The following is a 23118-nucleotide window of genomic DNA, read 5'->3' as shown; positions in this document are numbered from 1 at the left end:
ACGACGAACGGAGCATGAACGATGACTGACCAATTGACCGGCAAGACCGTGGCCTTCCTCGTCGCCCCCGAGGGGATCGAGCAGGTCGAACTCACCGAGCCCTGGAAGGCCGTCGAGCAGGCCGGCGGGACGCCGAAGCTCGTCTCCACCGACAGCGGTTCGGTCCAGGGTTTCAACCATCTCGACAAGGCCGACACGTTCCCCGTCGACTCCACCGTCTCGGACGTCACGCCGTCCGACTTCGACGCGCTGGTCCTGCCGGGCGGCGTCGCGAACCCGGACTACCTGCGCACGGTGGACGAGGCCGTCGCGTTCACGAAGGGATTCTTCGACGCGGGCAAGCCCGTGGCCGCGATCTGCCACGCCCCGTGGACTCTCGTCGAGGCGGGTGTCCTGTCCGGGCGCACCATCACCTCGTGGCCGAGCCTGCAGACCGACATCCGCAACGCGGGTGGCACGTGGGTCGACGAGGAGGTCGTCGAGTGCACCTCCGGCCCCAACACCCTGGTGAGCAGCCGGAACCCCGACGACCTGCCCGCATTCTGTGAGCGCGTCGTCTCCGTCGTGGCGAAGGGCTGACGCCCATGCAGATCGGCTTCAAGCTGATGGCCGAGGCGTTCGACCCGAAGGAGATCGTCCGCCAGGCCGTCGTCGCCGAGCAGGCAGGGTTCGACTTCGTCGAGGTGTCCGACCACTTCCACCCGTGGCTCTACAGCCAGCAGCACTCCGGGTTCGCATGGTCGATGCTGGCGGCGATCGGCGCGCAGACGTCGACGCTGCAGCTCGCCACCGGAGTCACGTGCCCGATCATCCGGTACCACCCGGCGATCGTCGCGCAGGCCGCCGCGACCACCGCGGTGCTGTCCGACGGGCGCTTCACGCTCGGCCTGGGCTCGGGTGAGCGGCTCAACGAGCACATCACCGGGGCGCCCTGGCCGTCCGCGCACATCCGGCACGAGATGCTGCGGGAGGCGATCGAGGTCATCCGGCTGCTCTGGTCGGGCGGATACCAGTCGTACGAGGGCAAGCACATCACCCTCGACGACGCGCGGGTGTTCGACCTGCCGGACGACCTGCCGGAGATCGTGGTCGCCGCCGGCGGGACGAACGCGGCGGAGATCGCCGCCCGTGCCGGCGACGGTCTGTTCTGCACCGAACCCGACGGCGACCTGGTCTCCGCCTACCGCTGCGCCGGCGGGTCGGGGGCGCGCTACTGCGAGGTGCCGATGGCCTGGGCCACCGACGTCGACTCCGCTGTCAGCGCGGCCCACTCGATGTTCCGCTTCGGCCTCACCGGGTGGAAGGTGCAGTCGGAGTTGCCGAACCCGATCAACTTCGAGGCGGCGACCTCGTCGATCCGCGAGTCCGACATCGCCGACGCGATGTCGTGCGGGCCGGACCTGGACGCCCACGTCGCGTCGGCGAAGGAGTTCGCCGACGCCGGGTTCGACCACCTGACGGTGCTCAACGCCGGCCCGGACGTCGACGCCTTCCTCGAACTCTGCAAGTCCGAATTGATCGAAACGATCCGTTCGTCCGTCTGACGCCTGGGTGTGTGACCATGGCGGCATGAGTCGCCAGGTCACCACCCGAGGATCGGTGTACGCCTCGCACCTGCGGTCGCTGTCGGTGGTCGCGGTGCAGGTGGTGCTCGTGGCGGCTGCGCTGTGGGTCGTCGGATGGGTGGTCTCCCGGACGTGGGTGATCATCCTCCCGGTCGTCCTGGCGACGATCGTGTGCACCGTGCTGTGGCCGCCGGTGCGATGGTTGCGGTCGCGGTCGGTGCCGCCCGCGCTCGCGGCGTTGATCGCCGTGGTCGTCGCAGCGGGCGTCATCGCCGGGATAGTGGCCGCCGTGGCGCCGTCGATCGCCGACCAGGCGTCGGTGCTGTCGGCGAAGTCCGTCGACGGCATCCGTCAGGTGCAGGATTGGCTGCAGGGTCCGCCGCTGAACATCAGTGACTCGCAGTTGAACTCGGCGGTGTCGGCGATCACCGACCGCCTCGAGTCGAGTGGCGCGCAGATCGCGGCGGGCCTGTTCACCGGTGTCGGGGCGGCGACGTCGGCACTGGTGACCTTGTTCACCGCTGCCGTCGTCACCTTCTTCCTGCTCAAGGACGGTCCGCGGTTCCTCCCGTGGCTGCGACGGTCGGTGGGGAGTCCCGGCGCGACGCACGTCGCCGAGGTGCTGAGCCGCATGTGGGGGACGCTCGGTGGTTTCATCCGCACGCAGGCGCTGGTCAGCCTCGTCGACGCGGTGCTCATCGGGATCGGACTGGTGGTGCTCGGGGTGCCGCTGGCCTATGTGCTGGCGATCATCACCTTCGTCGGCGGGTTCGTGCCGATCGTCGGCGCCTTCGTCGCCGGCGCTCTGGCAGTGCTCATCGCGCTGGTGTCCAACGGACTCGTCACCGCGTTGATCGTGCTGGCGATCATCGTCGCGGTGCAGCAGTTGGAGGGCAACATCCTCCAGCCGTGGCTGCAGTCGAAGTCGATGAACCTGCACGCGGTGGTGGTGCTGTTGGCGGTCACCTTGGGCGGCACGGTGTTCGGGGTCGTCGGTGCGTTCCTCGCCGTCCCTGCCACGGCCTGTGGCGCCGTCGCCATCCGCTACTACGGCGAACAGGTCCGCGCCCGGACCGACGATCCCGAGGACGTCGATGAGGAGCCGGACGACGTCGAGCCGGTGTCGCTCGAGAAGAACCGCGACGCGGAGGACGCGGCGGAATCCTGACCGGTCAGAGGACCTTGTCGCCGTACATCTCCCCGAGCGGGTCGGCGATCAGCTCGATGCGCGCGCCGTCGGGGTCACGGAAGTAGATCGACACCCCGTTGTGTTCCACCGTCTCGACGCCGGCGTCGGCGAGCTTGTCGCGCAGGTGCTCCCAGCGCTGCGGCTCGACGCTGATCGCGACGTGGTGCAGGCCGCCGAGGACCTCCTGGTACGGCCCGACGTCGAGGCCCGGGAAGTCGAAGAAGGCGAGCAGGTTCTGGTTGCCGATGTCGAAGAAGAAGTGGGTCGACCCGGCGTAGTCGCGGTTCTCGATCAGTTCGGTGAGCGGGAACTCGAGGATCCCCTGGTAGAAGCGGATGGTCCGTTCGACGTCACCGGAGACCAGGGCCGTGTGGTGCAGACCGCGGGCGCTGGAGGCGGGGCGGTCGGCCGGCGCGGTCAGATACTTCTCGCCCAGGCGTTCACGCTGTGCGGCGAACTCTTCTCTGCGGTCGGTCTCCTGCGACGTCATGACCACTTCCGTTCGTCGGCTGCTTCTCGTCGACGACCTTACGCGGCGGCCGTGCGCGACCGTCCGACCTGGGAAACCTAGAGTGGACACCCGTGAGCCTCACCCTCGGAATCGTCGGCCTGCCCAACGTCGGCAAGTCGACCCTGTTCAACGCCCTGACGCGCAACGACGTGCTGGCCGCCAACTACCCCTTCGCGACCATCGAGCCGAACGTCGGCGTCGTCGAACTCCCCGACGCGCGACTGGCACGTCTGGCCGAGATCCACTCGAGCGAACGCATCCTGCCGGCGACGGTGTCCTTCGTCGACATCGCCGGCATCGTGAAGGGCGCGTCGGAGGGCGAGGGGATGGGCAACCAGTTCCTCGCCAACATCCGCGAGGCCGACGCCATCTGCCAGGTGGTCCGCGTGTTCGCCGACGACGACGTCGTCCACGTCGACGGGCGCGTCGACCCGCTGGCCGACATCGAGGTCATCGAGACCGAACTGATCCTCGCCGACCTGCAGACGCTGGAGAAGGCGATCCCGCGGTTGGAGAAGGACGCGCGGAAGAACAAGGACCTCGCCGAGACCCTCGCCGCCGCGCAGAAGGCCAGTGAGCTCCTGAACTCGGGCAAGACCCTGTTCTCGCAGAAGGATTCGATCGATCTGACGTCGCTGCGCGAGCTGCACCTGATGACGACGAAGCCGTTCCTCTACGTGTTCAACGCCGACGAATCCGTGCTGACCGACGAGACCCGCAAGGACGAACTGCGCGCTGCGGTCGCTCCCGCCGATGCGGTGTTCCTCGACGCGAAGGTCGAGAGCGAGCTGCTCGAGCTCGACGCCGACGACGCGCAGGAACTCCTCGACTCGATCGGTCAGACCGAACCGGGCCTGCACTCGCTGGCGCGTGCGGGTTTCCACACCCTCGGTCTGCAGACCTACCTCACCGCGGGGCCGAAGGAGTCGCGCGCCTGGACGATCCACACGGGCGACACCGCCCCCAAGGCCGCCGGCGTCATCCACACCGACTTCGAGAAGGGCTTCATCAAGGCCGAGATCGTCTCCTTCGACGACCTCGACGCCGCCGGCTCGATGGCTGCGGCCAAGGCCGCCGGCAAGGTCCGCATGGAGGGCAAGGACTACGTCATGCACGACGGCGACGTCGTCGAGTTCCGGTTCAACGTCTGAGGGCGGGAGAACCGACTCGATGAGCTCGCGCGGTGTCTGAACGCGGTGGCGCAGTTCGGCTCAGGCCTCTCGGGGTCGGTGAGCAGGAGGTCTTGGTCACCGCGACGCTCGGAACGATGAACTGGTGTGGTGCGCGGTTCACGCGCGATGACGTTCGCCGTGAACCGCATCTGTGCCGCTACATCGAGTTCGTCCCGGACCGCGGAGACGTCGGTGTCGTGGCGGCCGCCGCGGACGAGGTCGTCTCTGTCGCGTGGGCCCAGTACTCGCCGGAACCCGGTGGCTACGGGTTCGTGGACGTCCGCACCCCGGAATGCAGCGTGTGGGTGGCGTCCGGTCGGCGTGGTCGCGGCCTCGGTCGCGCAGTCATGTCCCAGCTCCTGGACGTCCTCGCGGACCGCGGTGCCGAGCGCGTCAGCCTCTCGGTGGAAGCGGGGAACACCACCGCGATCGCTCTCTACCGCTCGCTGGGCTTCACCCCGGTCGAGGGCCGCGAGGCCGACGGCGTGATGGTGTGGGAACCGGCGAGCGGAGTGGGGCCCGGAACGCGATCGCCGGGCAGCGCGACATGATGTCGGCGTGGGCATGACAGCGACGAACGAGTTCGGACAACCGATCGGCGACGACGTCCCGGGGTGGCATCCGCCACCGGCGCCGGGCGCGGTTGTCCTGCGCGGATCGCACTGCACGCTCGAACCACTCGACGCGGACCGTCACGCCGACGACTTGTACGCGGCCTACGCCGCGGCAGCGGACGATCGGGACTGGACCTACATCCCGCTGGGCCCGTTTGCGTCGGCGGAGCACTTCCGCGAGTGGGCGACACCGGCCGCTGCGGCACACGACCCGTTCCTGTTCGCGGTGATCGACAACGCCACGCGGCGCCCGGTGGGCACCCTCGCGCTCATGCGGCAGGACCCGGCGAACGGGGTCGTCGAGGTCGGGTACGTCATCTTCTCGCCTGCGTTGCAGCGCACTCGCGCAGCGACCGAGGCGCACTACCTGCTCATGCGTCACGTCTTCGACCTCGGGTACCGCCGCTACGAGTGGAAATGCGACAGCCTCAACGAGCCGTCGCGACGCGCTGCCGCTCGACTCGGTTTCACCTACGAGGGCACCTTCCGGCAGCTCGTCATCTACAAGGGCCGCACCCGAGACACGGCGTGGTTCTCGATCCTCGACAGCGAATGGCCCGGCATCCGAACCGCTTTCGAGACCTGGCTCGATCCGTCCAACTTCGACGACGACGGCCGCCAACGTCGGCCCCTCCGCACGAATCCGTAGCGATCTTTCCCGCTCAGCGGGAACAACTGCTACGGATCCGATCGGGTAGGACGCGCCGGGTGGTGACCACCCTGACAGATGCCCGAATCGGTAGCAGTTCGTGTCGTCAGGCGACACGAAGTGCTACGGATGGTGGCGTGGGTGACGTACAGGAGGAGTTCGCGGCGCTGGTGCTGGACGTCGTGGACGCGATCCCGCCGGGGCGGGTGATGACGTACGGCGACATCGCCGAGTACCTGCAGCGCGGGGGACCGCGAGGGGTCGGGGGAGTGATGGCGCGGGAGGGTGCCGCGGTCACGTGGTGGCGGGTGGTGCGCGCGAACGGCACGCTGCCCGCGCATCTCGTCGTCGATGCGCAGGAGCACTGGCACATCGAGGGCACTCCGCTGCGGCGCGGTGTCGTCGACGTCGAGGCCGCCCGGTGGTGGCCCGACGCGGCCTAGTGTGGGGTGCATGCGCTTCGGACTGTTCGTACCCCAGGGTTGGCGTCTCGATCTCGTCGGCATCGAACCGGCACAGCAGTGGCAGACGATGCTCGACATCGCCACCGCCGCCGACGACGGCCCGTGGGAATCGATCTGGGTGTACGACCACTTCCACACCGTCCCGATCCCGACCGAGGAGGCGACCCACGAGGCGTGGTCGCTGATGGCGGCCTACGCCGCGGCGACGTCGCGGGTGCGGCTCGGCCAGATGTGCACGTGCATGGGCTACCGCAACCCGGCATACCTCGCCAAGCAGGCCGCGACCATCGACATCATCTCCGGCGGCCGTGTCGAGATGGGTATCGGCGCCGGCTGGTACGAGCACGAGTGGAAGGCCTACGGGTACGGGTTCCCCCGCGCCGGCGAGCGCCTCGCCATGCTCGACGAGGGCGTGCAGATCATGTCGCAGATGTGGCGGACCGGGACGGCGACCCTGCAGGGTCGGCACTACCAGGTCGACGGCGCGATATGTCGGCCACTTCCATTGCAGGACAACGGGATCCCGCTGTGGATCGCCGGCGGCGGGGAGAAGAAGACGCTGCGCATCGCAGCGCAGTACGCGTCGTACACCAACTTCGACGGGACCCCCGACGTCTTCGAGCGCAAGTCGCAGATCCTCGCCGAGCACTGTCGCGACGTCGGCACCGACTTCGACGCCATCACCCGATCGGCCAACTACAACGTCGTGATCGCACCGACCGAGGCGGAGGTGCAGCAGAAGCTGGACCGCATCCGCGAGCAGTACCGCCCATTCCTCACCCCGGAGGCCCTCGACGGTGCCGTCGCGTCGTTCGCGAACGGACCGCTCGTCGGCACACCCGAGCAGGTCGTCGAGCGTCTGCGCGCCGCCCAGGAGCAGGGCATGACCTACGCGATCATCTACTTCGTCGAGGCTGCCCACGACCGTTCGGGGATGCAGCTGTTCGCCGACGAGGTCATCCCCGCACTCGCATGACGACCGATCCCGCACCCGCGGTGGCGCGGCGACTCGCCTATCGACTGGCCCTCTGGGGTGGGGCGTCGACGGTGGTCGGCGGGGCGGTCGCGCTGACGGGCACGACATCGCGGACCCGCGCGTTCGGTCAGCAGAACGCGGCGTGGGGGATCATCGACGTCGCGATCGCCGCAGTGGCACACCGTCAGTCGACGCCGCCGACCACGTCGACGCTCCGTCGACTGCTGCTGGTGAACACGGCACTCGACGTCGGCTACGTCACCGGTGGTACCTGGTTCGCCTGGGCCACCCCCGATCTCGGTGGACGTGTCTCCCGCGATCAGGCCCGCGGTCACGGGGCCGCCGTGATCCTGCAGGGCGCCGCGCTGTTCGTCCTCGATCTCACCCACGCCCGAGCGTTGTCGGATCGATAGACGTCGCCTCGCACACCGTGCGCCACAGCGCATCACGTGCTGCCGGGTCGTCACGTCGCCACGACGGGTAATGGGTCGGTCGGGGAGCCCTGTCATTCCAGAAGAGGCCGGTGGACCGGGCGGCCTCGGGAGCGGCACACAGCCACACGATGGTGTCGGCGCCGTCGGTGTCGGTGCGCAGGATGGGCCCCATCACGCGGGCGAAGCCCGGGATCGAGTCGGTGACGCCGGGGGTGTCGGCCCACCCGGGGTGCATGCTGTGCACCACCGGTGACGCGGGACGCCCAGCGGAGGGGGTCCGGCCGCCGCTGATGTGGTCGGCCAGCTGCTCGGCGATCACCACCTGCATGCGTTTGGTCCGCGCGTACGCCGTCAGTCCCGAGTAGTCGCCGTGCTCGTACTCGACGTCGGTCTCCCGCAGCGGCACGGGGTACATCCCACCGCTCGAGACGAACACCACCCGGGAGTCGTCGCCGAGCACCGGGAGCACCCCGACGGTCAGCGCGACCGGCCCCAGGACGTGCGTGGCGAACGCGGCTTCATGCCCCTGGGCGGACAGGGTCCGCTCCGGTGGCATCACGCCTGCGCTGTGGACGACGGCGTGCACCGCTCCGAGCTCGGATGTCACGTCGGCGACGAGACGGGCGACCGCGTCGAGGTCGCTGACGTCGCACGGCCGGACGAGGAGATCGGCGCCGTGTACGCGTTCGCGGACACGGCGGGCGGAGGCCTCGAGACGCTCCGCGCTGCGCCCCACGAGGTGGACCCGGGCGCCGAGCCGGGCGAGCCCGACGGCCGTCGCGGCGCCGAGACCCGAACTGCCGCCCGTCACGATCACATCGACGGGCTCGGTGAACGGTTCGGGATCGGGCGCCCAGAAGCGTCGACGAACGGTGGGACCGATGCGCGACCATCCCGGTACGACAGTGCGATCGAGCAGGGTGTCGACCCCGCGGAGCAGGCGGTTCACTCGCTCGAGGGTAGTCGGACGGGTGTCTGTGAAAGGTCACAAATCGGACGGACGTCTGTGCAGTTCGTCAACACAACTGTTACTGATCCTGAACTCGACGGTGATCTGTCCCGTTAGTTTGCAACCGCAATCGACACCAGCTGGCAACGATCGGACTGAACATGAGACTTCGTAAGCACGTCATCGCCGTGGTCGCCGCAGCGATCTCCGTCGCGGCGATGGGGGTCGCCGTGGCGCCGGCCCAGGCGGACGTGGGCGACGACTACCCGGTGGGTCTCGCCTTCACGGCGGACACGACCACGGTCATCGCCAAGACGGGACAGCCCGTCACCTTCGCCACCACGACGCTGTCGACACGGACCGACCTGACGAACGTGGTGGGCACGCTGAACCTCCCGCAGGCGACTGCCGCCCTCAAGCTGGGGCCGGCGACACTGGCCACCTTCACCATCTCCATCGTGGACCCGTCGAAGGTGACCGGGACGATCACGCAGGGTGGGACGCCGGAGGCGCCGACGCTGGATCTGAAGGTCGCGCAGTCGTTCCGGATCCGGCTGGACAAGGTCGCGCCGCTCGGCATCGGTTCGCTCGGATCCTCGGATCTGACCCTCGTCCCGGCGGGCGGCAACTGCTCGACGACGACCACCACGGCGAACCTGACGGGGTCGATCGACGCGACGCAACTGTTCCAGCAGAACACCGCCGACACCCACGTGAAGGGGACCTACACCATCCCGCCGTTCCAGGGTGACTGCGGACTCTTCGCGCCGATCATCAACGGGCTCATCGCCGGTCCGAACAACACCCTCGACGTGCACCTGACCAAGCCGGTGTTCGACTTCAGCACCACGTCCCGCTCGGCGGCCCTGGCCGCGATCGCGAGGCGCTAACCGCGCGAGGCGGCGGCGAGCCGGTGCAGACGCACCTCGGACAGCTCGCCGTCGCCGACCGTGGCGGTCATGTACGTGCAGTGGGGCTGCCGCCGACGATCGGTCGGTGACCCCGGATTGAGCAGCCGCATCCCCGTGGGACCTGTCGTGTCCCAGGGGATGTGGCTGTGTCCGAAGACCAGGACATCGGTGTCGGGACAGGCCTGCGCCATCCGCTTCTCGCGTCCGGCGGCCGCCCCCGTCTCGTGGACGACGGTGATCCGCACGCCCCCGAGGGTCACATCCGCCCGTTCGGGCAACCGGGCGCGGATGTCGGGACCGTCGTTGTTGCCCCAGCACGCGACGAGCCGCCGCGACCGGCGTTCGAGGTCGTCGACGGTCGCGAGGTCCACCCAGTCGCCGGCATGGATCACGACGTCGGCGTCCGCGACCGCCGTCGCCACCTCGTCCGGAAGACGCTTGGCGCGCTTCGGGATGTGGGTGTCGGCGAGGAGGAGCAGCCGCAGGGACGTCACCCCGGGAACGGCCCGGCCTTGCCGAGCAGTGCCTGCACCGGTGAGTCGAGGCGGTCGCCGATCCAGCCGGCCGCGTCGACGACGGCCGCACCGTCGATCCCGGTCGCCACACCGGACCGCTCGAGCTGATACCGCAGGTCCTCGGTCGCGATGTTGCCGGTCGCGGCGGGCGCGAAGGGGCAGCCTCCGAAGCCGCCGATGCTCGAGTCCAACGCGCACTCGCCGAGGTCGAACGCGGTCAACGCGTTGGCGTAGCCCGAGTTGCGCGTGTTGTGGAAGTGCCAGCGACGGCGCACATCCGGTGCGACACGCTCGAGCCCGGCGTGGATGGCCCGCACCTGACCCGGTACCCCGACGCCGATCGTGTCGGCGACGGCGATCTCGTCCGGACCCGACTGCGCGACCCGGTCGATGATCTCGACGACCGTCTCGGTCGGGACCTCGCCGCTGAAGGGGCACCCGAAGGAGACGGCGAGGGTGGCGGTGGTGAACACGCCCGCGGCGCGCGATCGTTCGGCGATGCGCTCCCATCGGGCGAGGCCCTCGGCGACGTCGCACCCCTGGTTGCGACGGCTGAACTCGTCGGTGCACACCACGACGACGTTCACCTCGTCGACGCCGGCCTCGAGCGCGCGGTCGAGGCCGCGTTCGTTGAGGACCAGGCCGATGTAGCTGACGTCGTCGCGGCGGGGGAGTCCTGCCATGACCTCTTCGGCGCCGGCCATCTGCGGCACCCGCTTCGGGTTCACGAAGCTCACCGTCTCGATCCGGCGCAGCCCCGCGTCGACCGCACGGGTGATGAACTCGACGCGGGTGTCCACGTCCAGGACCTTCTTCTCGTTCTGCAGCCCGTCGCGCGGACCGACCTCCACCACGTGCGTGCCCGAGACCGTCATGGTCGCCATTCAACCACCGCCATCCAGATCATGAGTTGCATACAGAAACGACAAAGACCGTGTGAAATCTCGGTAAAACGCGCCCAGCATCGCGACAGCCGACCTAGATTGCATACAACACAACGACAGGAGTGGGTATGGAGCGAGCGGTCGACCGGGCGTACTCGTCGATCCGCGCGGCCATCCTCGACGGCCGATACAGCCCGGGGGCGCGGCTCGGAGAGGCGGAACTGGCGCAGCTCACCGAGGCCAGTCGCACACCGGTGCGCGAGGCCCTGCGGCAGCTCGAGGTCGAGGGTCTGGTGGAGGTGCTGCCGCACCGCGGGGCGCGCGTGTCGGCGTTCACCGCCGACGACCTCGACGAGATCTACGACCTGCGGATGACGCTGGAAGCGCTCGCCGCAGGCCGGGCGGCGACCCGTATCGCGCCCGACCGTGTCGACCGCATGGCCGAGCTCTGCGACGAGATGGAGGCTGCCGCCGCGGTCGGCCGGCTCGACGCCGTCGCCTCTGCGAACGTCGCCTTCCACGGCATCGTCCGCGAGGCGTCTGCGAGCACGCGACTGACGTCGATGTTGGCCGCCGTCACGCAGCTGCCGCTGATGATGCGCACCTTCCATCGATATGCACCCGACGACCTGCAGCGCAGCGCCGGCCATCACCGGGAGTTGGTGGCCGCCCTGCGAGCTCGCGACGAGGTGTGGGCCGACGCGGTCATGCGCTCGCACGTGCGAGCCGCCAAGTCCGTCCTGCTCGCATCCCTGCGTGCCGACGAATCAGCCGCCGCAACGGCTCTCGACGACGAGATCGGAGTGACCGCATGACCGACACCGCCCGCACGGGTCCTCTCGCCGACCTCCGGGTGGTCGAGATGGGGCAGCTCCTCGCCGGCCCGTTCTGCGGACAACTGCTCGCCGACTTCGGTGCCGAGGTGATCAAGCTCGAGGCGCCGGGCAGCGGGGACCCCATGCGGCAGTGGGGGCGTGAGAAGCCCTACGGCAAGTCCCTGTGGTGGCCCGTGGTCGCCCGGAACAAGAAGTCGGTGACGTGCAACATGCGCACGCCCGACGGCCAGCGTCTGGCCCGCGACATCATCGCGCAGGCCGACATCGTCGTGGAGAACTTCCGTCCCGGCACCCTCGAGCGGTGGGGGCTGGGCTATGGCGTCCTCAGTGCCGAGAACCCCGGGCTCATCATGGCGCGGGTCAGCGGGTACGGGCAGACGGGTCCGTACTCGACGCGCGCCGGATACGGCTCGATCGGCGAGGCCATGGGCGGGATCCGCTACGTGACAGGGGACCCCGGCAACGCGCCGTCCCGGGCGGGGATCTCTCTCGGCGACTCGCTCGCCGCGGTGTTCGCGACCATCGGCGTCCTGTCCGCGCTGCACGGACGCACCGCCACCGGACGGGGGCAGATCGTGGACTCCGCCATCTACGAGGCCGTGCTGGCGATGATGGAGTCGATGATCCCCGAGTGGGGGATCGCCGGATATCAGCGCGAGCGGACCGGATCGGTGCTGCCGAACGTCTCGCCGAGCAACGTCTACCCGACGGCCGGCGGCGAGATGATCCTCATCGCTGCCAACCAGGACACCGTGTTCAAGCGACTCGCGGCTGTCATGGGCCGCGACGACCTCGTCGGCGAGCCACGGTTCGCCGGGCATGCCGCCCGCGGCGAGAACATGGACGAGCTCGACGGGATCATCGCGGCCTGGACCGCAGAGCAGGACACGGAGACCCTCCTCGCGAGGCTGCACGACGGCGGTGTCCCCGCCGGGCGGATCTACACCGCCCGGGACATGTTCGACGACCCGCACTTCGCCGCGCGCGACGCGATCGTGCGGCTCGCCCACCCCGATCTCGGGGAGTTCCCCGTGCACAACGTCTTCCCCAAGCTGAGCGAGACGCCCGGCGCCGTGCGACATCTCGGCCCCGAACTCGGTGAGCACAACGACGAGGTCTACGGCGGGCTGCTCGGACTGTCCGACGCCGACCGCGCCGACCTGCACGACCGCGACATCATCTGACCCCCGACCCCGGACGACCCTGCGACACCCAGGAGGACCCATGCGCTATCGACTCGGAGTGGACGTGGGAGGCACGTTCACCGACGTGCTCCTGCTGGAGGAGACCTCCGGCAGCACCTACCGCGCGAAGACCCCGTCGACGCCTGCCGACCAGTCCGTCGGCGTGCTCAACGGTGTCGGCAAGGTGTGCGCCGACGCCGGGATCGACCCGGGCGAGATCGAACAGGTGCTGCACGGGACGACCGTGGCCACCAACGCGATCCTGCAGGGCCGGGGCGCGAAGGTAGGTCTGGTGACCACCGACGGGTTCCGGCAGGTGCTGCAGATCGCGCGGTCGTTCGTACCCGGCGGCCTCGCGGGCTGGATCATCTGGCCCAAGCCCGAACCCCTGGCCGCGCTGGAGAACACCGTGGAGGTGGTCGGCCGCATCGCCGCCGACGGCAGCGAGGTACGACCCCTCGACGAGGACCAGTGCCGCGCCGCGCTGCGATCGCTCAAGGGTGCCGGGGTGGAGGCCATCACCGTGTCGCTCATCAACTCGTACGCCAACGCCGACCACGAGGAGCAGGTCGGTCGTTGGGTCGCCGAGGAACTGCCCGACATCCCGGTCTCCCTCTCGTCGCACGTCCTGCCCGAGATGCGCGAGTACGAACGCACCCTGACCACCGTCGCCAACAGCTATGTGCAGCCCGAGGTCTCGCGCTACGTCCGCAACCTCGACACCTCACTGCGCGACAGGGGCATCTCCGCGCCGCTGTCGATCCTGCGCAGTGACGGTGGCCTGGTGCAGGCGGACAAGGCCGCCGAGGACCCGGTGTCACTACTGCTCTCCGGCCCGGCCGGCGGTGTCACGGGTGCGGTCTGGTTCGCGCAGCAGGCGGGGTACTCCGACTTCCTCACCTTCGACATGGGTGGCACGTCGACCGACGTCGCCCTGGTGCTGGACGGCAAGCCGCGCATCGGCCGGGAGACGAAGGTCGGCGACCTGTCCGTGCGGGCCACCAGCGTGGACGTCCGCACTGTCGGTGCCGGTGGTGGGTCCGTCGCCCACGTCCCCGAACTCACGAAGGCGCTGCGCGTCGGACCGCAGTCGGCCGGTGCCGATCCCGGCCCCGCGGCCTACGGCAACGGTGGCACCGAGCCGACGGTCACCGACGCCAACGTCGTCCTCGGATACCTGCCGAGTGAGCTCGCCGGCGGCGAGGTGGCCCTCGACGTCGACGCCGCGCGGACTGCGGTGGCCACCATCGCCGACGCGATGGGTCTCGACTCCCCGGAGGCCGCGGCCTCCGGGGTCATCGACATCGTCAACGAGAACATGTTCGGTGCACTGCGACTCGTGAGCGTGCAGCAGGGATTCGATCCGCGAGACTTCGCGCTGGTGTCGTTCGGCGGAGCGGGACCGCTGCATGCCAACGCGCTGGGCCGGCTCACCGGCTCGTGGCCGGTCATCATCCCGCCGTCACCCGGTGTGCTCTGCGCCTACGGGGACGCCACGACGTGCCTGCGAGCGGAGAGCGCCCGGACGATGGTGCGTGCGTTCAGCGACCTCACCAGCGACGAGCTGCGCTCGGTCGTCAGCGATCTCGCCGACTCCGCCGCGGAGCGGCTCGCGGAGGAAGGGGTGGACCGCGCGGACCAGACCGCGACGTACCAGGTCGACCTGCGCTATCACGGCCAGGGATTCGAGATCCCCGTCGATCTGGACCCGGACGTGCTTGCGGGTACCGGGGACCTGCTCGCGGAACTCGGTGCCACCTTCGACGGTGAGCACAAGCGGTTGTTCTCGTTCCTGCTGCCCAATGAGCGCGAGGTGATCAACCTGCGCGTCACGGTCAGCGGGCCTCGGCCGCAGGTGGCCTTCACCGAGTTGGAGCAGGGATCCGAGGACCCCTCGGCCGCGCTGCTGCGCGAGTCGCAGGTGTGGATGGACGGCGGTCACACCGACGCGGGCATCTACGACCGGTCGAAGCTCATGGCGGGCAACGTCGTCCGCGGTCCGGCGATCGTGACCGAGATGGACTCCACGACGCTGGTGCTGTCCGGGCACGCAGCCACCGTCGACCCCAGCGGTTGCCTCGTCATCCGTCCCCTCTGACCCCCTCGGCATCAGGAGAACCTCATGGCCACCATCATCGAGACCACCACCGAGCCCGTCGAGAAGACCACCGTCGACCCGGTCACCCTCGACATCATCGAGAACGCCCTGCGCAACGCGCGCTACGAGATGGACGAGGTGTTGTTCCGCACCGCGCTGTCCCCGGGCATCCGTGAGCAGCACGACGAGTTCCCGCTCATCGCCGATCCCAGCGGCAAGATGGTCGTCGGTCAGTTCGGGTTGTCGGTGCCCGACTTCCTCGACAACTTCCACGGGACGGTCGGCGAGGGTGACATCCTGCTCACCTCCGATCCGTACGCGTGTGGTGCCGCGATCAGTCACGCCAACGACTGGCTGGTCGTGCTGCCGATCTTCCACAGCGGTCGGGTCGTCGGCTGGTCGTCGATGTTCGGCCACATGTCCGACGTCGGCGGCAAGACACCGTCGTCGATGCCGGCCGACGCGCGCACCATCTACGAAGAGGGCGTGGTGATCCCGCCGTTCAAGCTGTACGACCACGGAGAGCTGAACGACACCGCGCTGGACATCATCCTCAATCAGGTACGCATGCCCGACTGGAACCGCGCGGACCTCAACGGGCTGGTCGCGGCGTGCACGACGGCATCGCGGCGCATCGTCGAACTGTGTGACCGCTTCGGTGTCGAGACCTACCTGTCGGCGCTCGACGCCCTGCTCGACCGCAACTACCAGGCCATGAAAGTCCTTCTGTCCACGTTGTTCGTCGACGGCGAGACCATCGAGTTCAGCGACTGGATCTGCGACGACGGGTGCGGTTACGGCCCGTATCAGCTGACCATCAAGCTGACGCGGCACGGCGAGAAGATCCACCTCGACTTCTCCGAGCACGCGCCGCAGGCGGTCGGACCGATCAACTACTTCATCAACGAGAACCTCGTCCGGATGTTCTTCGGCATCTACGTCATCACGATCGCCGACCCCCAGATCCTCTGGAACGACGGGTTCTATCCGCTCATCGACGTGACGATCCCCGACAACTCGTTCTGGAAACCCGCGTATCCCGCCGCTCTCAACGGCCGCAACCACGGCATCGGCCGCGTCTTCGACCTGTTCGGCGGTCTACTCGGGCAGAACAACCCCGAGATCCTCAACGCCGCGGGGTTCTCGTCGTCGCCGCACTTCATGTACTCGGGCCACTACGACGGCGGTCCGCGCGACGGCGAGTGGTTCCAGCTGTACTCCATCGGGTTCGGTGGGATCCCCGGTCGGCCGATCGGCGACGGCCCCGACGGTCACTCGCTGTGGCCGTCGTTCGTCAACATCCCGTGCGAGTACCTCGAGTCGTACTACCCGCTGCGTGTCGAGCGGTGGGAGACCGTGCCCGACACCGGTGGCGCGGGGGTCCACCGAGGTGGAAACGGCGTCGACGTGTCCTACCACTTCGAGCAGCCCGGCACCATCGCCATCCACGACGACCGCTGGCTCACGTATCCGTGGGGAGTCAATGGTGGCAAACCCGGTGCGCGCGGCCGCAAGTGGATCCAGCGGGCCACCGGCGAGGTCGAGATCCTGCCCAGCAAGATCCACGATGCGCCCGTGTTCCCCGGCGACGTCCTGCACTTCGTGACCTGGGGCGGTGGTGGGTGGGGTGATCCCCTCGACCGCGATCCGGAGCTCGTCGCCCTCGAGGTGCGACGAGGTCTCGTCTCCGTCGACGGCGCGGCGGGCGGTTACGGCGTCGTCTGTGACGCCGACGGTGTCGTCGACACCGACGCCACCGAGGCGCGGCGGTCCGAGATCCGTTCCACGCGGGGCGAGCTCACCACCTTCGACATGGGCCCGGAGATGCCGGAGATCCTCGAGCGGTGCGAGGCCGAGACCGGCCTACCGGCGCCGCGACCGCCGGTGGCGGCCCGGTCGGGACGGTGACCCCGCCGTCGGGGCCCATCGACGACTACCGCGCATCGGGATTCGCCGGCTCGGTCGGTGTCGGGGAGTGCCCCGCGGTCCTCGTCATCGACCTCGCCCGCGCCTACACCGAGGACGCCTCGCCGCTGCGTGCGCCGGTCGAGGACGCCGTGGCAGCCTGCGGGCGACTCGTCGACGCGGCCCGTGGCCTGGCGGTGCCGGTGATGTTCACCCGCGTGGAGTACCAGGTGGATCCGGAGACCGACGAGATCGTCGACGGTGGGCTGTTCGTGCGAAAGATCCCGTCGCTGCGCGTGTTCGCGGCCGGGTCGCCTCTGGGCGATCTCGTCGACCACCCTCGACCCGTCCCGGGGGAGACGGTGGTGACGAAGCAGTACGCCAGCGCGTTCAGCGGCACCTCGCTGGCGGCGACGCTGACCGCACGCCGCATCGACACCCTCGTCATCTGCGGTCTGTCGACCAGCGGCTGCGTGCGTGCGACGGCCACCGACGCCATCGCCCACGGGTTCGCGCCGATCGTCGTGGCCGACGCGTGCGGCGACCGCACCCAGGCCGTCCACGAGGCGAACCTGCTGGACCTGCAGGCGAAGTACGCCGACGTCGTCGACCTGGACGCCGCGATCGCGCTCCTCGGTGGCGGTCCGACCTAGCCGGTCACGTACGGAACACCGCGTCGGGACGGTCGTCGACAGCGGCCGCGACCCGGCGGTGCATCTCGTCGGACATGGGCGGCAGGGCGTCGAGTGGGAACCAGCCGCACTCGGTGTTCTCGTCGTCGCCGACCGCGGGCTCGCCGGAGGTCCACCGCATGCGGAACGTCAGGTCGAGGTACTGCGACACGTCACCGTTCGGATAGGTGATCGGCTCGGTGACACCGACGGCGGCGAGCCGTTCGGCCACCGCGACACAGCTCGCCTCCTCGGCCACCTCGCGCTGCGCGGCGATCGCCGGCTCCTCACCGGGGTCGATGATCCCCGTGACCGGTGTCCACGCACCGGTGTCGGAGCGGCGGACCAGCAGGACATCGGTGTCCGGCGCGGCGTCGGGGTCACGCAGGACGACCGCTGTCACCCCGGACAGCCAGAGCGGGGCATGACCGATCTTCTCGCGCAACGCGAGGATGAAGTCGGGAGTGGGCACGCCCCGCACTGTAGGCGGGCGGGCCTCACCCGTCGCGGCCGGTGAGGAGCCACTGCAGGGTGGGCGCGAACCGGTCCACCACCTGCGCGCGGGTCAGCGCGACGACTTCCGGGACGCGGACCAGGTAGCGCAGCGTTGCCAAGCCGATGAGGGTCGACACGATCACCTCGACGTGGGGGGCGTCGTCGCGTGTCGCCCGGGCCGCCTCGATCGCCGGCCGGACCTGATGGTCGAAGGTGGCGCGCATCCGATCGGCGGCGTCGGGGTCGGTGCCTGTGGCGGTGAGCAGCAGGCGCAACGGCTCGCCGGCGTCGGTGTCCCAGCGGTCCAGGAAGGTCTCGACGACGGCGCGTCCCAGGTCGTCCGTGTCGACGTGGGCGAAATCGGGGAGCGCGAGATCGACCTGCACCGCCGCCTCGTACAGACCGCGCTTGCCGCCGAAGTATCGCATGATCAGCGCCGGGTCCACGCCGGCGTCGGTGGCGATCTCACGGACCGTCGTGGCCGCGAACCCGGTGCGGCTGAAGCGGTCACGGGCTGCGGCGACGAGAGCGCCGCGGGTGGCGTCGGCGTCGCGTCGGTGGGGAGCCATGCCGCGAGTCTATGTCAACGACCGTTGACTGCCTGGTCCGGGAGGCATAAAGTCAACGCATGATGACTTCTACGGCACCCCGCACCGCACTCGTCGTCGGGGCCGGGCCCGCCGGTCTGACCGCGGCGATCGCATTGCTACTCCACGGCCTCGACGTGCGAATCGTCGACGCGGCGACGGAAGGTGCGAACACGTCGCGCGCCGCGGTCATCCACCCCCGCACGCTGGAGGTGCTCGAGCCGCTCGGCGTCGTCGAGGCGATCGGCGACCGTGCACTGCGGGTGCCCCGCTTCGACATCCGCGACGCTGACCGCTCGCTGGCCCGGCTGAGCTTCGAGGGACTCCCCACACGCTGGCCGTGGACGTCGATGATCTCGCAGGCGGACACCGAGACGATCCTGCGTGACCGGCTGAGCGGTGTCGGCGTCGCGATCGAGTGGGGGACCGCGGTGACGGGACTGCACCTCGACGACGGACGGGCGACGGTGCGACTCGCGTCCGGGGAGGACGTCACACCGGACATGGTGGTCGGGGCCGACGGGATGCACAGTGCCGTCCGCGATCTCCTCGGGGTCGGGTTCCCGGGCAGCGGATACGACCAGTCGTTCGTCCTCGCCGACGTCGCCATGGACTGGCCGGTGCCGCGTGACACCGTCTCGCTGACCTTCGCCCCCGACGGACTCGCGGTGGTCGCACCCCTGCCCGACGACCGGTTCCGTGTCGTCGCCACCCTCGACGACGCCCCGCGACAACCGAGCGGCGAGGAGATCGAGGAGTTGTTGCGTCGTCGCGGGGGAATGGCGACCGTGTCCGACGTCGCGTGGAGTGGCCGGTTCCACGTCCACCATCGGCTGGCCGAGACCTACCACCGGGGTGCCGTCGCCCTCGTCGGTGATGCGGCACACGTGCATTCACCGGCCGGCGGGCAGGGGATGAACATCGGCGTCCAGGATGCCGTCGTCCTCGCCGAGGTGGCCGCCACCGGAGCGCCGCTCGACACCTACGAGTCGCGGCGACGCCCCGTCGCGCGTCGGGTCCTCGCCCTCACCGACCGCATGACGCGCGCGGCCACCGTGCGCGGGGGCGCCGCCCGCGCCGCGCGCAACACCGTGATCCGTACGGCCCTGACGCTGCCTCCGGTGCGCCGCCGCGCCGCGATGGAGATCGCCGAACTCGCCCACCGCTGACGCCACGGGAATCGGCGGGCACGCGGCTCGGTTGCACCCCGTCGTGAGCACATCGCATCTCTTCACCCCGTTGACCCTGCGCGACGTCACGTTCGACAACCGGGTGTGGATGTCGCCGATGTGCCAGTACAGCTGCTTCGAGCGCGACGGGATGCCCGGCGACTGGCACCTCGCCCACCTCGGGTCGCACGCGATCGGCGGGTTCGGGCTGGTGATGACCGAGGCCGCCGCGGTGACACCCGAGGGGCGGATCAGCCCGGAGGACGCGGGCATGTGGAACGACGAGCAGGCCGGCGCGTGGGCGCGCATCGTCGACTTCGTCCACGCACAGGACTCCCGGGCCGGCGTGCAGCTGGCTCACGCCGGGCGCAAGGCGTCGACGTGGTCGCCGTTCGCGGAGGACGAGGGATCCGTTCCCGAGTCGCAGGGCGGGTGGGAGGCGGTGGCGCCGTCCGCCGTCGCGTTCGAGGGCTACGCGACTCCCCGCGCCCTCGCCGCCGACGAGATCGCCGACGTCGTACAGGCATTCGCCGACGCGGCCCGTCGCGCGGACGAGGCCGGGTTCGACGTCGTCGAGATCCACGCGGCGCACGGGTACCTCCTGCACGAGTTCCTGTCCCCGCTGTCGAACCGTCGCGACGACACCTACGGCGGTGACTTCGAGGGGCGGACACGACTTCTCGTCGAGGTCGCCGAGGCCGTCCGCTCGGCCTGGCCCGCCGGCAAACCTCTGTTCGTGCGCATCTCGTCGACCGACTGGACCGACGGCGGCTGGTCCGGTGACGACTCCGTCGCGCTCGCGCAGCGACTCGCCGACGTCGGCGTCGACCTGGTCGATGCGTCGACGGGTGGCAACGTCCTCGCCGACATCCCCGTCGGCCCCGGCTACCAGGTGCCGTTCGCATCCCAGATCCGGGACAAGGCGTCGGTGGCGACGGCAGCGGTCGGCATGATCACCGACGCCGAGCAGGCGGAGACGATCCTGGGCACCGGACAGGCCGACGCGGTCTTCCTCGCCCGGGCGGCGCTGCGCGACCCGGCGTGGCCGTTGCGCGCCGCCCACACCCTCGGCCTCGACCACCACGAGGCGCCCTACCGCCCCCAGTACCTGCGCGGAGCCTGGCGCGACTGACGGCTACGGCCTGACCCAGCCGGCTCCGCCGGTCGGGTCAGGCGGGGCGGTGGATGAGCAGCGGCAGCACCGGTCCGGCGCCGGCGTCACGCAGGTGCGCGGCGGCCACCGTCACCGGCCACCCGGAGCGGCTGGCGTCGACGACGAGGAGCACCGCCCGGCCGGAGACCTCTGCGGGCGCCGTGCCCATCACGGAGCGCCACCGGGCGGCCTCCTCGGCACCGGACGCCTCGCGGTCGATCGTGACGGCACCGTCGATCGGCTGATCCACACGGTCGAGGGAACCGACCCCGGCGAGGTGATCGGCGACGCGGGCGGCGAGATCGGAACCGGTGAGGGTCAGCGTCACGGCGATCTCCGGGCGCGTCACCCACTCCGACCGCCACCGCGACAACGTTCGAACCGCCGCCGCGCAGACCTCGTCGACGGCGTCGGGCTCTCCGCCACGTGCCGCGTCGAGTGTGTCGACCCATTCCGGGGCGTCGGCGTGGACCAGCACACGCCCGGGTTCGGCGGCCAGATGACCGGGGATGCGGCCCTTGGCGCCGAACACCCCGCCCGGCCACATCTTCCGCGGCGCGAGTTCCTGGGCGTCGGAGCGCAGAGCGCCGGCGATCGATCGCGCGGTCGCGACGTCCGCAGCCTCCGACAGGCCCGGTGACAGCGCGCCGCGACACACCGAGCATCGGCCGCAGTCGCCCGCGTCGGGGTCGTCGAGGGACGCGACGAGCAGCGCCATCAGGCACCGGTCGCCGCGGGTGTAGGCGCGCATGATGTCGGCCTCGCGGCGGCGGGTCGCGATGATGCCGTCGTAGTGTTCGGCGTCGTAGTGCCACTGCCGGTCGGTGGCACGCCAACCGCCGTCGACGCGTTCCACCGCGCCGTCGACGGCGAGCTGCTTGAGCATCAGCTCCACCCGGGTGCGGCGGATGCCGGTGGACGCCTCGATCGCGACCGCCGACGGCGCCTCGCCCGATGCGGCGGAACGCAGCTCGCTGAGGACGGCGTCCATCTGCGCGGGATCGGGGATGGTCGCCGTGGCGAAGTGGTCCCAGATCCCCGCGTCCGACGGTGACGGCAGCAGGACGACGACGGCCTCGTCGATCGCGCGGCCCGCACGACCCACCTGCTGGTAGTACGACACCGGTGACGGCGGCGAACCGACGTGCACCACGAATCCGAGATCGGGTTTGTCGTAGCCCATCCCGAGCGCAGAGGTCGCCACGAGTGCCGTGAGTCTGTTGTCCCGCAACGCGTCTTCCAACTCATGGCGTCGCTCGGTGTCGAGTTGGCCGGTGTAGGCGGCCACCGGGATCGCGTCACCGTGCACGGATCGGATCGCCGCGACGAGCCGGTCGGCGTCGGCGACGGTGAGCACGTAGACGATGCCCGACCCGGGGAGGCGTCCGAGGTTCTCGGCCACCCAGGCGTAGCGCTGCAGTGGGCTCATCGAGGGGCACACGTTGAGGGTCAGCGACCTCCGCGCCAGCGGGCCGCGCAACACCAGGGTGGCGTCACCGAGTTGGCGCGCGACGTCCTCGGTGACGCGGGCGTTGGCGGTGGCGGTGGTGGCCAACACCGGCATGGCCGGGTCGGTCGACGAGAGCACATCGGCCACGCGTCGGTAGTCGGGTCGGAAGTCGTGTCCCCAGTCGGAGATCGAATGCGCCTCGTCGATGACGAGCATCCCCAGGTGGGTGGCGACGGCGTCGAGGACGCGCCGGCCGAAGCCCGGGTTGGCGAGCCGTTCGGGCGAGACCAGCAGTACGTCCAGCGCGCCGTCGCGGAGATCGCCCTCGATGGCCGACCAGTCGTCGACGTTGCTCGAGTTGACCGTCGCCGCGCGCAGACCGGCACGGGCCGCGGCCGCCACCTGGTCGCGCATGAGTGAGAGCAGCGGCGACACGATGAGGGTGGGACCGGCGCCCTCGGCACGCAGGATCGCCGTCGCCGCCCAGTACACCGCCGACTTGCCCCACCCCGTCGCCTGGACGACGAGCACACGGGCGCCCGGGGACACGAGAGCCGCGACCGCTGTGCGCTGGTCGTCCCGGAGTTCCGCACCGGGGCCCGCGAGGGCCTCGACGACCCGTGTCGCGACCGCGGCACGATCGGCGGTCAGATCGGCGGGGGCGTGTTCTGTCTGCATCGAGGATCGACGCTACCGGGCGACACCGACGGCTTCGTGTGTTTCTATTTCGCATAACT

The 23118-nt window shown here is 69.9% G+C and carries 24 protein-coding genes; 17 read left to right on the top strand and 7 right to left on the bottom strand.

The features are described 5' to 3' along the window. The first annotated feature begins 21 nt into the window (after positions 1–21). Genes ACXVUM_RS01390 through ACXVUM_RS01380 form a run of 3 tightly spaced genes read left to right on the top strand, consistent with a single transcriptional unit; the run spans position 22 to position 2733 of the window. Positions 22–579, top strand: a complete 558-nt coding sequence (locus ACXVUM_RS01390) for a type 1 glutamine amidotransferase domain-containing protein (RefSeq protein ID WP_458520099.1) — start codon at positions 22–24, stop codon at positions 577–579. Between the two features lie 5 nt (positions 580–584). Beyond that, complete coding sequence (locus ACXVUM_RS01385; protein ID WP_458520098.1) at positions 585–1544, top strand: TIGR03557 family F420-dependent LLM class oxidoreductase; 960 nt, start codon at positions 585–587, stop codon at positions 1542–1544. Positions 1545–1569: 25 nt separating this feature from the next. Next, the gene (locus ACXVUM_RS01380) at positions 1570–2733 is read left to right on the top strand and encodes an AI-2E family transporter (RefSeq protein WP_458520097.1); all 1164 of its coding nucleotides are present in this window, start codon (positions 1570–1572) and stop codon (positions 2731–2733) included. Between the two features lie 4 nt (positions 2734–2737). On the opposite strand, the gene ACXVUM_RS01375 is transcribed toward ACXVUM_RS01380, so the two are convergent. Next, positions 2738–3244 carry a VOC family protein gene (locus tag ACXVUM_RS01375; RefSeq protein ID WP_458520096.1) on the bottom strand — a complete coding sequence of 169 codons (507 nt, stop codon included), beginning with the start codon at positions 3242–3244 and terminating at the stop codon, positions 2738–2740. Between the two features lie 92 nt (positions 3245–3336). On the opposite strand from ACXVUM_RS01375, the gene ychF reads away from it, so the two are divergent. The 6 genes from ychF to ACXVUM_RS01345 all read left to right on the top strand — a co-directional run bounded on the left by ychF (position 3337) and on the right by ACXVUM_RS01345 (position 7553). Continuing rightward, a complete protein-coding gene (gene ychF / locus ACXVUM_RS01370; RefSeq protein ID WP_458520095.1) occupies positions 3337–4416 on the top strand; it encodes a redox-regulated ATPase YchF in 1080 nt (359 codons plus the stop codon). Positions 4417–4532: 116 nt separating this feature from the next. After that, positions 4533–4988: a GNAT family N-acetyltransferase gene (locus ACXVUM_RS01365; RefSeq protein WP_458520094.1), complete on the top strand. Its 456-nt coding sequence runs from the start codon at positions 4533–4535 to the stop codon at positions 4986–4988. A gap of 13 nt (positions 4989–5001) precedes the next feature. Continuing rightward, positions 5002–5700 (top strand): GNAT family N-acetyltransferase, encoded by a 699-nt coding sequence (locus ACXVUM_RS01360; protein ID WP_458520093.1) that lies wholly within the window; start codon positions 5002–5004, stop codon positions 5698–5700. 137 nt (positions 5701–5837) lie between these two features. Further along, positions 5838–6143, top strand: coding sequence for an MGMT family protein (locus tag ACXVUM_RS01355; RefSeq protein WP_458520092.1), 306 nt, complete (start codon positions 5838–5840; stop codon positions 6141–6143). Between the two features lie 10 nt (positions 6144–6153). Further along, on the top strand, positions 6154–7140 hold the full coding sequence (locus ACXVUM_RS01350; protein ID WP_458520091.1) for an LLM class F420-dependent oxidoreductase: 987 nt from the start codon (positions 6154–6156) through the stop codon (positions 7138–7140). After that, complete coding sequence (locus ACXVUM_RS01345; protein WP_458520090.1) at positions 7137–7553, top strand: DUF6992 family protein; 417 nt, start codon at positions 7137–7139, stop codon at positions 7551–7553. The genes ACXVUM_RS01350 and ACXVUM_RS01345 overlap by 4 nt, the downstream gene beginning before the upstream one ends. Here ACXVUM_RS01345 and ACXVUM_RS01340 read toward each other — a convergent pair. Further along, positions 7522–8523, bottom strand: a complete 1002-nt coding sequence (locus tag ACXVUM_RS01340) for an SDR family NAD(P)-dependent oxidoreductase (protein ID WP_458520089.1) — start codon at positions 8521–8523, stop codon at positions 7522–7524. The genes ACXVUM_RS01345 and ACXVUM_RS01340 overlap by 32 nt on opposite strands. Positions 8524–8684: 161 nt before the next feature. Here ACXVUM_RS01340 and ACXVUM_RS01335 point away from each other — a divergent pair, with 161 nt between their 5' ends. Further along, complete coding sequence (locus ACXVUM_RS01335; protein WP_458520088.1) at positions 8685–9413, top strand: hypothetical protein; 729 nt, start codon at positions 8685–8687, stop codon at positions 9411–9413. Here the strand turns inward: ACXVUM_RS01335 and ACXVUM_RS01330 are convergent. Both ACXVUM_RS01330 and ACXVUM_RS01325 read right to left on the bottom strand, forming a co-directional pair. Beyond that, entirely contained in the window at positions 9410–9919 is a 510-nt protein-coding gene (locus tag ACXVUM_RS01330) for a metallophosphoesterase family protein (protein WP_458522749.1), read from the bottom strand. The two genes, ACXVUM_RS01335 and ACXVUM_RS01330, sit on opposite strands and share 4 nt — an antisense overlap. Before the next feature lie 5 nt (positions 9920–9924). Continuing rightward, entirely contained in the window at positions 9925–10824 is a 900-nt protein-coding gene (locus ACXVUM_RS01325; protein ID WP_458520087.1) for a hydroxymethylglutaryl-CoA lyase, read from the bottom strand. 137 nt (positions 10825–10961) lie between these two features. On the opposite strand from ACXVUM_RS01325, the gene ACXVUM_RS01320 reads away from it, so the two are divergent. Genes ACXVUM_RS01320 through ACXVUM_RS01300 form a run of 5 tightly spaced genes read left to right on the top strand, consistent with a single transcriptional unit; the run spans position 10962 to position 17509 of the window. Then, a complete protein-coding gene (locus tag ACXVUM_RS01320) occupies positions 10962–11648 on the top strand; it encodes a GntR family transcriptional regulator (RefSeq protein ID WP_458520086.1) in 687 nt (228 codons plus the stop codon). Continuing rightward, complete coding sequence (locus tag ACXVUM_RS01315) at positions 11645–12853, top strand: CaiB/BaiF CoA transferase family protein (protein ID WP_458520085.1); 1209 nt, start codon at positions 11645–11647, stop codon at positions 12851–12853. The genes ACXVUM_RS01320 and ACXVUM_RS01315 overlap by 4 nt, the downstream gene beginning before the upstream one ends. A gap of 40 nt (positions 12854–12893) precedes the next feature. Further along, positions 12894–14951 (top strand): hydantoinase/oxoprolinase family protein, encoded by a 2058-nt coding sequence (locus tag ACXVUM_RS01310; RefSeq protein ID WP_458520084.1) that lies wholly within the window; start codon positions 12894–12896, stop codon positions 14949–14951. 24 nt (positions 14952–14975) lie between these two features. After that, positions 14976–16859: a hydantoinase B/oxoprolinase family protein gene (locus tag ACXVUM_RS01305; protein WP_458520083.1), complete on the top strand. Its 1884-nt coding sequence runs from the start codon at positions 14976–14978 to the stop codon at positions 16857–16859. Further along, positions 16856–17509: an isochorismatase family protein gene (locus ACXVUM_RS01300; protein ID WP_458520082.1), complete on the top strand. Its 654-nt coding sequence runs from the start codon at positions 16856–16858 to the stop codon at positions 17507–17509. Before ACXVUM_RS01305 ends, ACXVUM_RS01300 begins: the two co-directional genes overlap by 4 nt. A 4-nt stretch (positions 17510–17513) precedes the next feature. On the opposite strand, the gene ACXVUM_RS01295 is transcribed toward ACXVUM_RS01300, so the two are convergent. Next, positions 17514–17999, bottom strand: coding sequence for an NUDIX hydrolase (locus ACXVUM_RS01295; protein ID WP_458520081.1), 486 nt, complete (start codon positions 17997–17999; stop codon positions 17514–17516). 25 nt (positions 18000–18024) lie between these two features. Continuing rightward, on the bottom strand, positions 18025–18591 hold the full coding sequence (locus ACXVUM_RS01290) for a TetR/AcrR family transcriptional regulator (protein ID WP_458520080.1): 567 nt from the start codon (positions 18589–18591) through the stop codon (positions 18025–18027). A gap of 59 nt (positions 18592–18650) precedes the next feature. Between ACXVUM_RS01290 and ACXVUM_RS01285 the strand changes: the two genes are divergently transcribed. Both ACXVUM_RS01285 and ACXVUM_RS01280 read left to right on the top strand, forming a co-directional pair. Then, positions 18651–19778 carry an FAD-dependent oxidoreductase gene (locus ACXVUM_RS01285; protein ID WP_458520079.1) on the top strand — a complete coding sequence of 376 codons (1128 nt, stop codon included), beginning with the start codon at positions 18651–18653 and terminating at the stop codon, positions 19776–19778. A 43-nt stretch (positions 19779–19821) separates the two neighbouring features. After that, the gene (locus ACXVUM_RS01280) at positions 19822–20910 is read left to right on the top strand and encodes an NADH:flavin oxidoreductase/NADH oxidase (protein WP_458520078.1); all 1089 of its coding nucleotides are present in this window, start codon (positions 19822–19824) and stop codon (positions 20908–20910) included. Positions 20911–20947: 37 nt separating this feature from the next. On the opposite strand, the gene ACXVUM_RS01275 is transcribed toward ACXVUM_RS01280, so the two are convergent. Next, entirely contained in the window at positions 20948–23059 is a 2112-nt protein-coding gene (locus ACXVUM_RS01275; RefSeq protein ID WP_458520077.1) for a DEAD/DEAH box helicase, read from the bottom strand. Positions 23060–23118: the final 59 nt, after the last annotated feature.

The sequence above is a fragment of the Williamsia sp. SKLECPSW1 genome, assembly GCF_054332755.1.
The sequence above is the reverse complement of the archived record's forward strand: the minus strand, read 5'-3'. Positions and strand labels throughout refer to the sequence as shown.

Excerpts from the sequence above, each read along its gene's own strand:
- ACXVUM_RS01285 (WP_458520079.1), top strand. The coding sequence starts at position 18,651 with ATGATGACTTCTACGGCACCCCGCACCGCACTCGTCGTCGGGGCCGGG.
- ACXVUM_RS01275 (WP_458520077.1), bottom strand. The coding sequence starts at position 23,059 with ATGCAGACAGAACACGCCCCCGCCGATCTGACCGCCGATCGTGCCGCG.
- ACXVUM_RS01315 (WP_458520085.1), top strand. The coding sequence starts at position 11,645 with ATGACCGACACCGCCCGCACGGGTCCTCTCGCCGACCTCCGGGTGGTC.
- ACXVUM_RS01360 (WP_458520093.1), top strand. The coding sequence starts at position 5,002 with ATGACAGCGACGAACGAGTTCGGACAACCGATCGGCGACGACGTCCCG.
- ACXVUM_RS01320 (WP_458520086.1), top strand. The coding sequence starts at position 10,962 with ATGGAGCGAGCGGTCGACCGGGCGTACTCGTCGATCCGCGCGGCCATC.
- ACXVUM_RS01335 (WP_458520088.1), top strand. The coding sequence starts at position 8,685 with ATGAGACTTCGTAAGCACGTCATCGCCGTGGTCGCCGCAGCGATCTCC.
- ACXVUM_RS01290 (WP_458520080.1), bottom strand. The coding sequence starts at position 18,591 with ATGGCTCCCCACCGACGCGACGCCGACGCCACCCGCGGCGCTCTCGTC.
- ACXVUM_RS01380 (WP_458520097.1), top strand. The coding sequence starts at position 1,570 with ATGAGTCGCCAGGTCACCACCCGAGGATCGGTGTACGCCTCGCACCTG.
- ACXVUM_RS01365 (WP_458520094.1), top strand. The coding sequence starts at position 4,533 with ATGAACTGGTGTGGTGCGCGGTTCACGCGCGATGACGTTCGCCGTGAA.
- ACXVUM_RS01350 (WP_458520091.1), top strand. The coding sequence starts at position 6,154 with ATGCGCTTCGGACTGTTCGTACCCCAGGGTTGGCGTCTCGATCTCGTC.
- ACXVUM_RS01375 (WP_458520096.1), bottom strand. The coding sequence starts at position 3,244 with ATGACGTCGCAGGAGACCGACCGCAGAGAAGAGTTCGCCGCACAGCGT.
- ACXVUM_RS01310 (WP_458520084.1), top strand. The coding sequence starts at position 12,894 with ATGCGCTATCGACTCGGAGTGGACGTGGGAGGCACGTTCACCGACGTG.
- ACXVUM_RS01390 (WP_458520099.1), top strand. The coding sequence starts at position 22 with ATGACTGACCAATTGACCGGCAAGACCGTGGCCTTCCTCGTCGCCCCC.
- ACXVUM_RS01305 (WP_458520083.1), top strand. The coding sequence starts at position 14,976 with ATGGCCACCATCATCGAGACCACCACCGAGCCCGTCGAGAAGACCACC.
- ACXVUM_RS01345 (WP_458520090.1), top strand. The coding sequence starts at position 7,137 with ATGACGACCGATCCCGCACCCGCGGTGGCGCGGCGACTCGCCTATCGA.
- ACXVUM_RS01325 (WP_458520087.1), bottom strand. The coding sequence starts at position 10,824 with ATGACGGTCTCGGGCACGCACGTGGTGGAGGTCGGTCCGCGCGACGGG.
- ACXVUM_RS01385 (WP_458520098.1), top strand. The coding sequence starts at position 585 with ATGCAGATCGGCTTCAAGCTGATGGCCGAGGCGTTCGACCCGAAGGAG.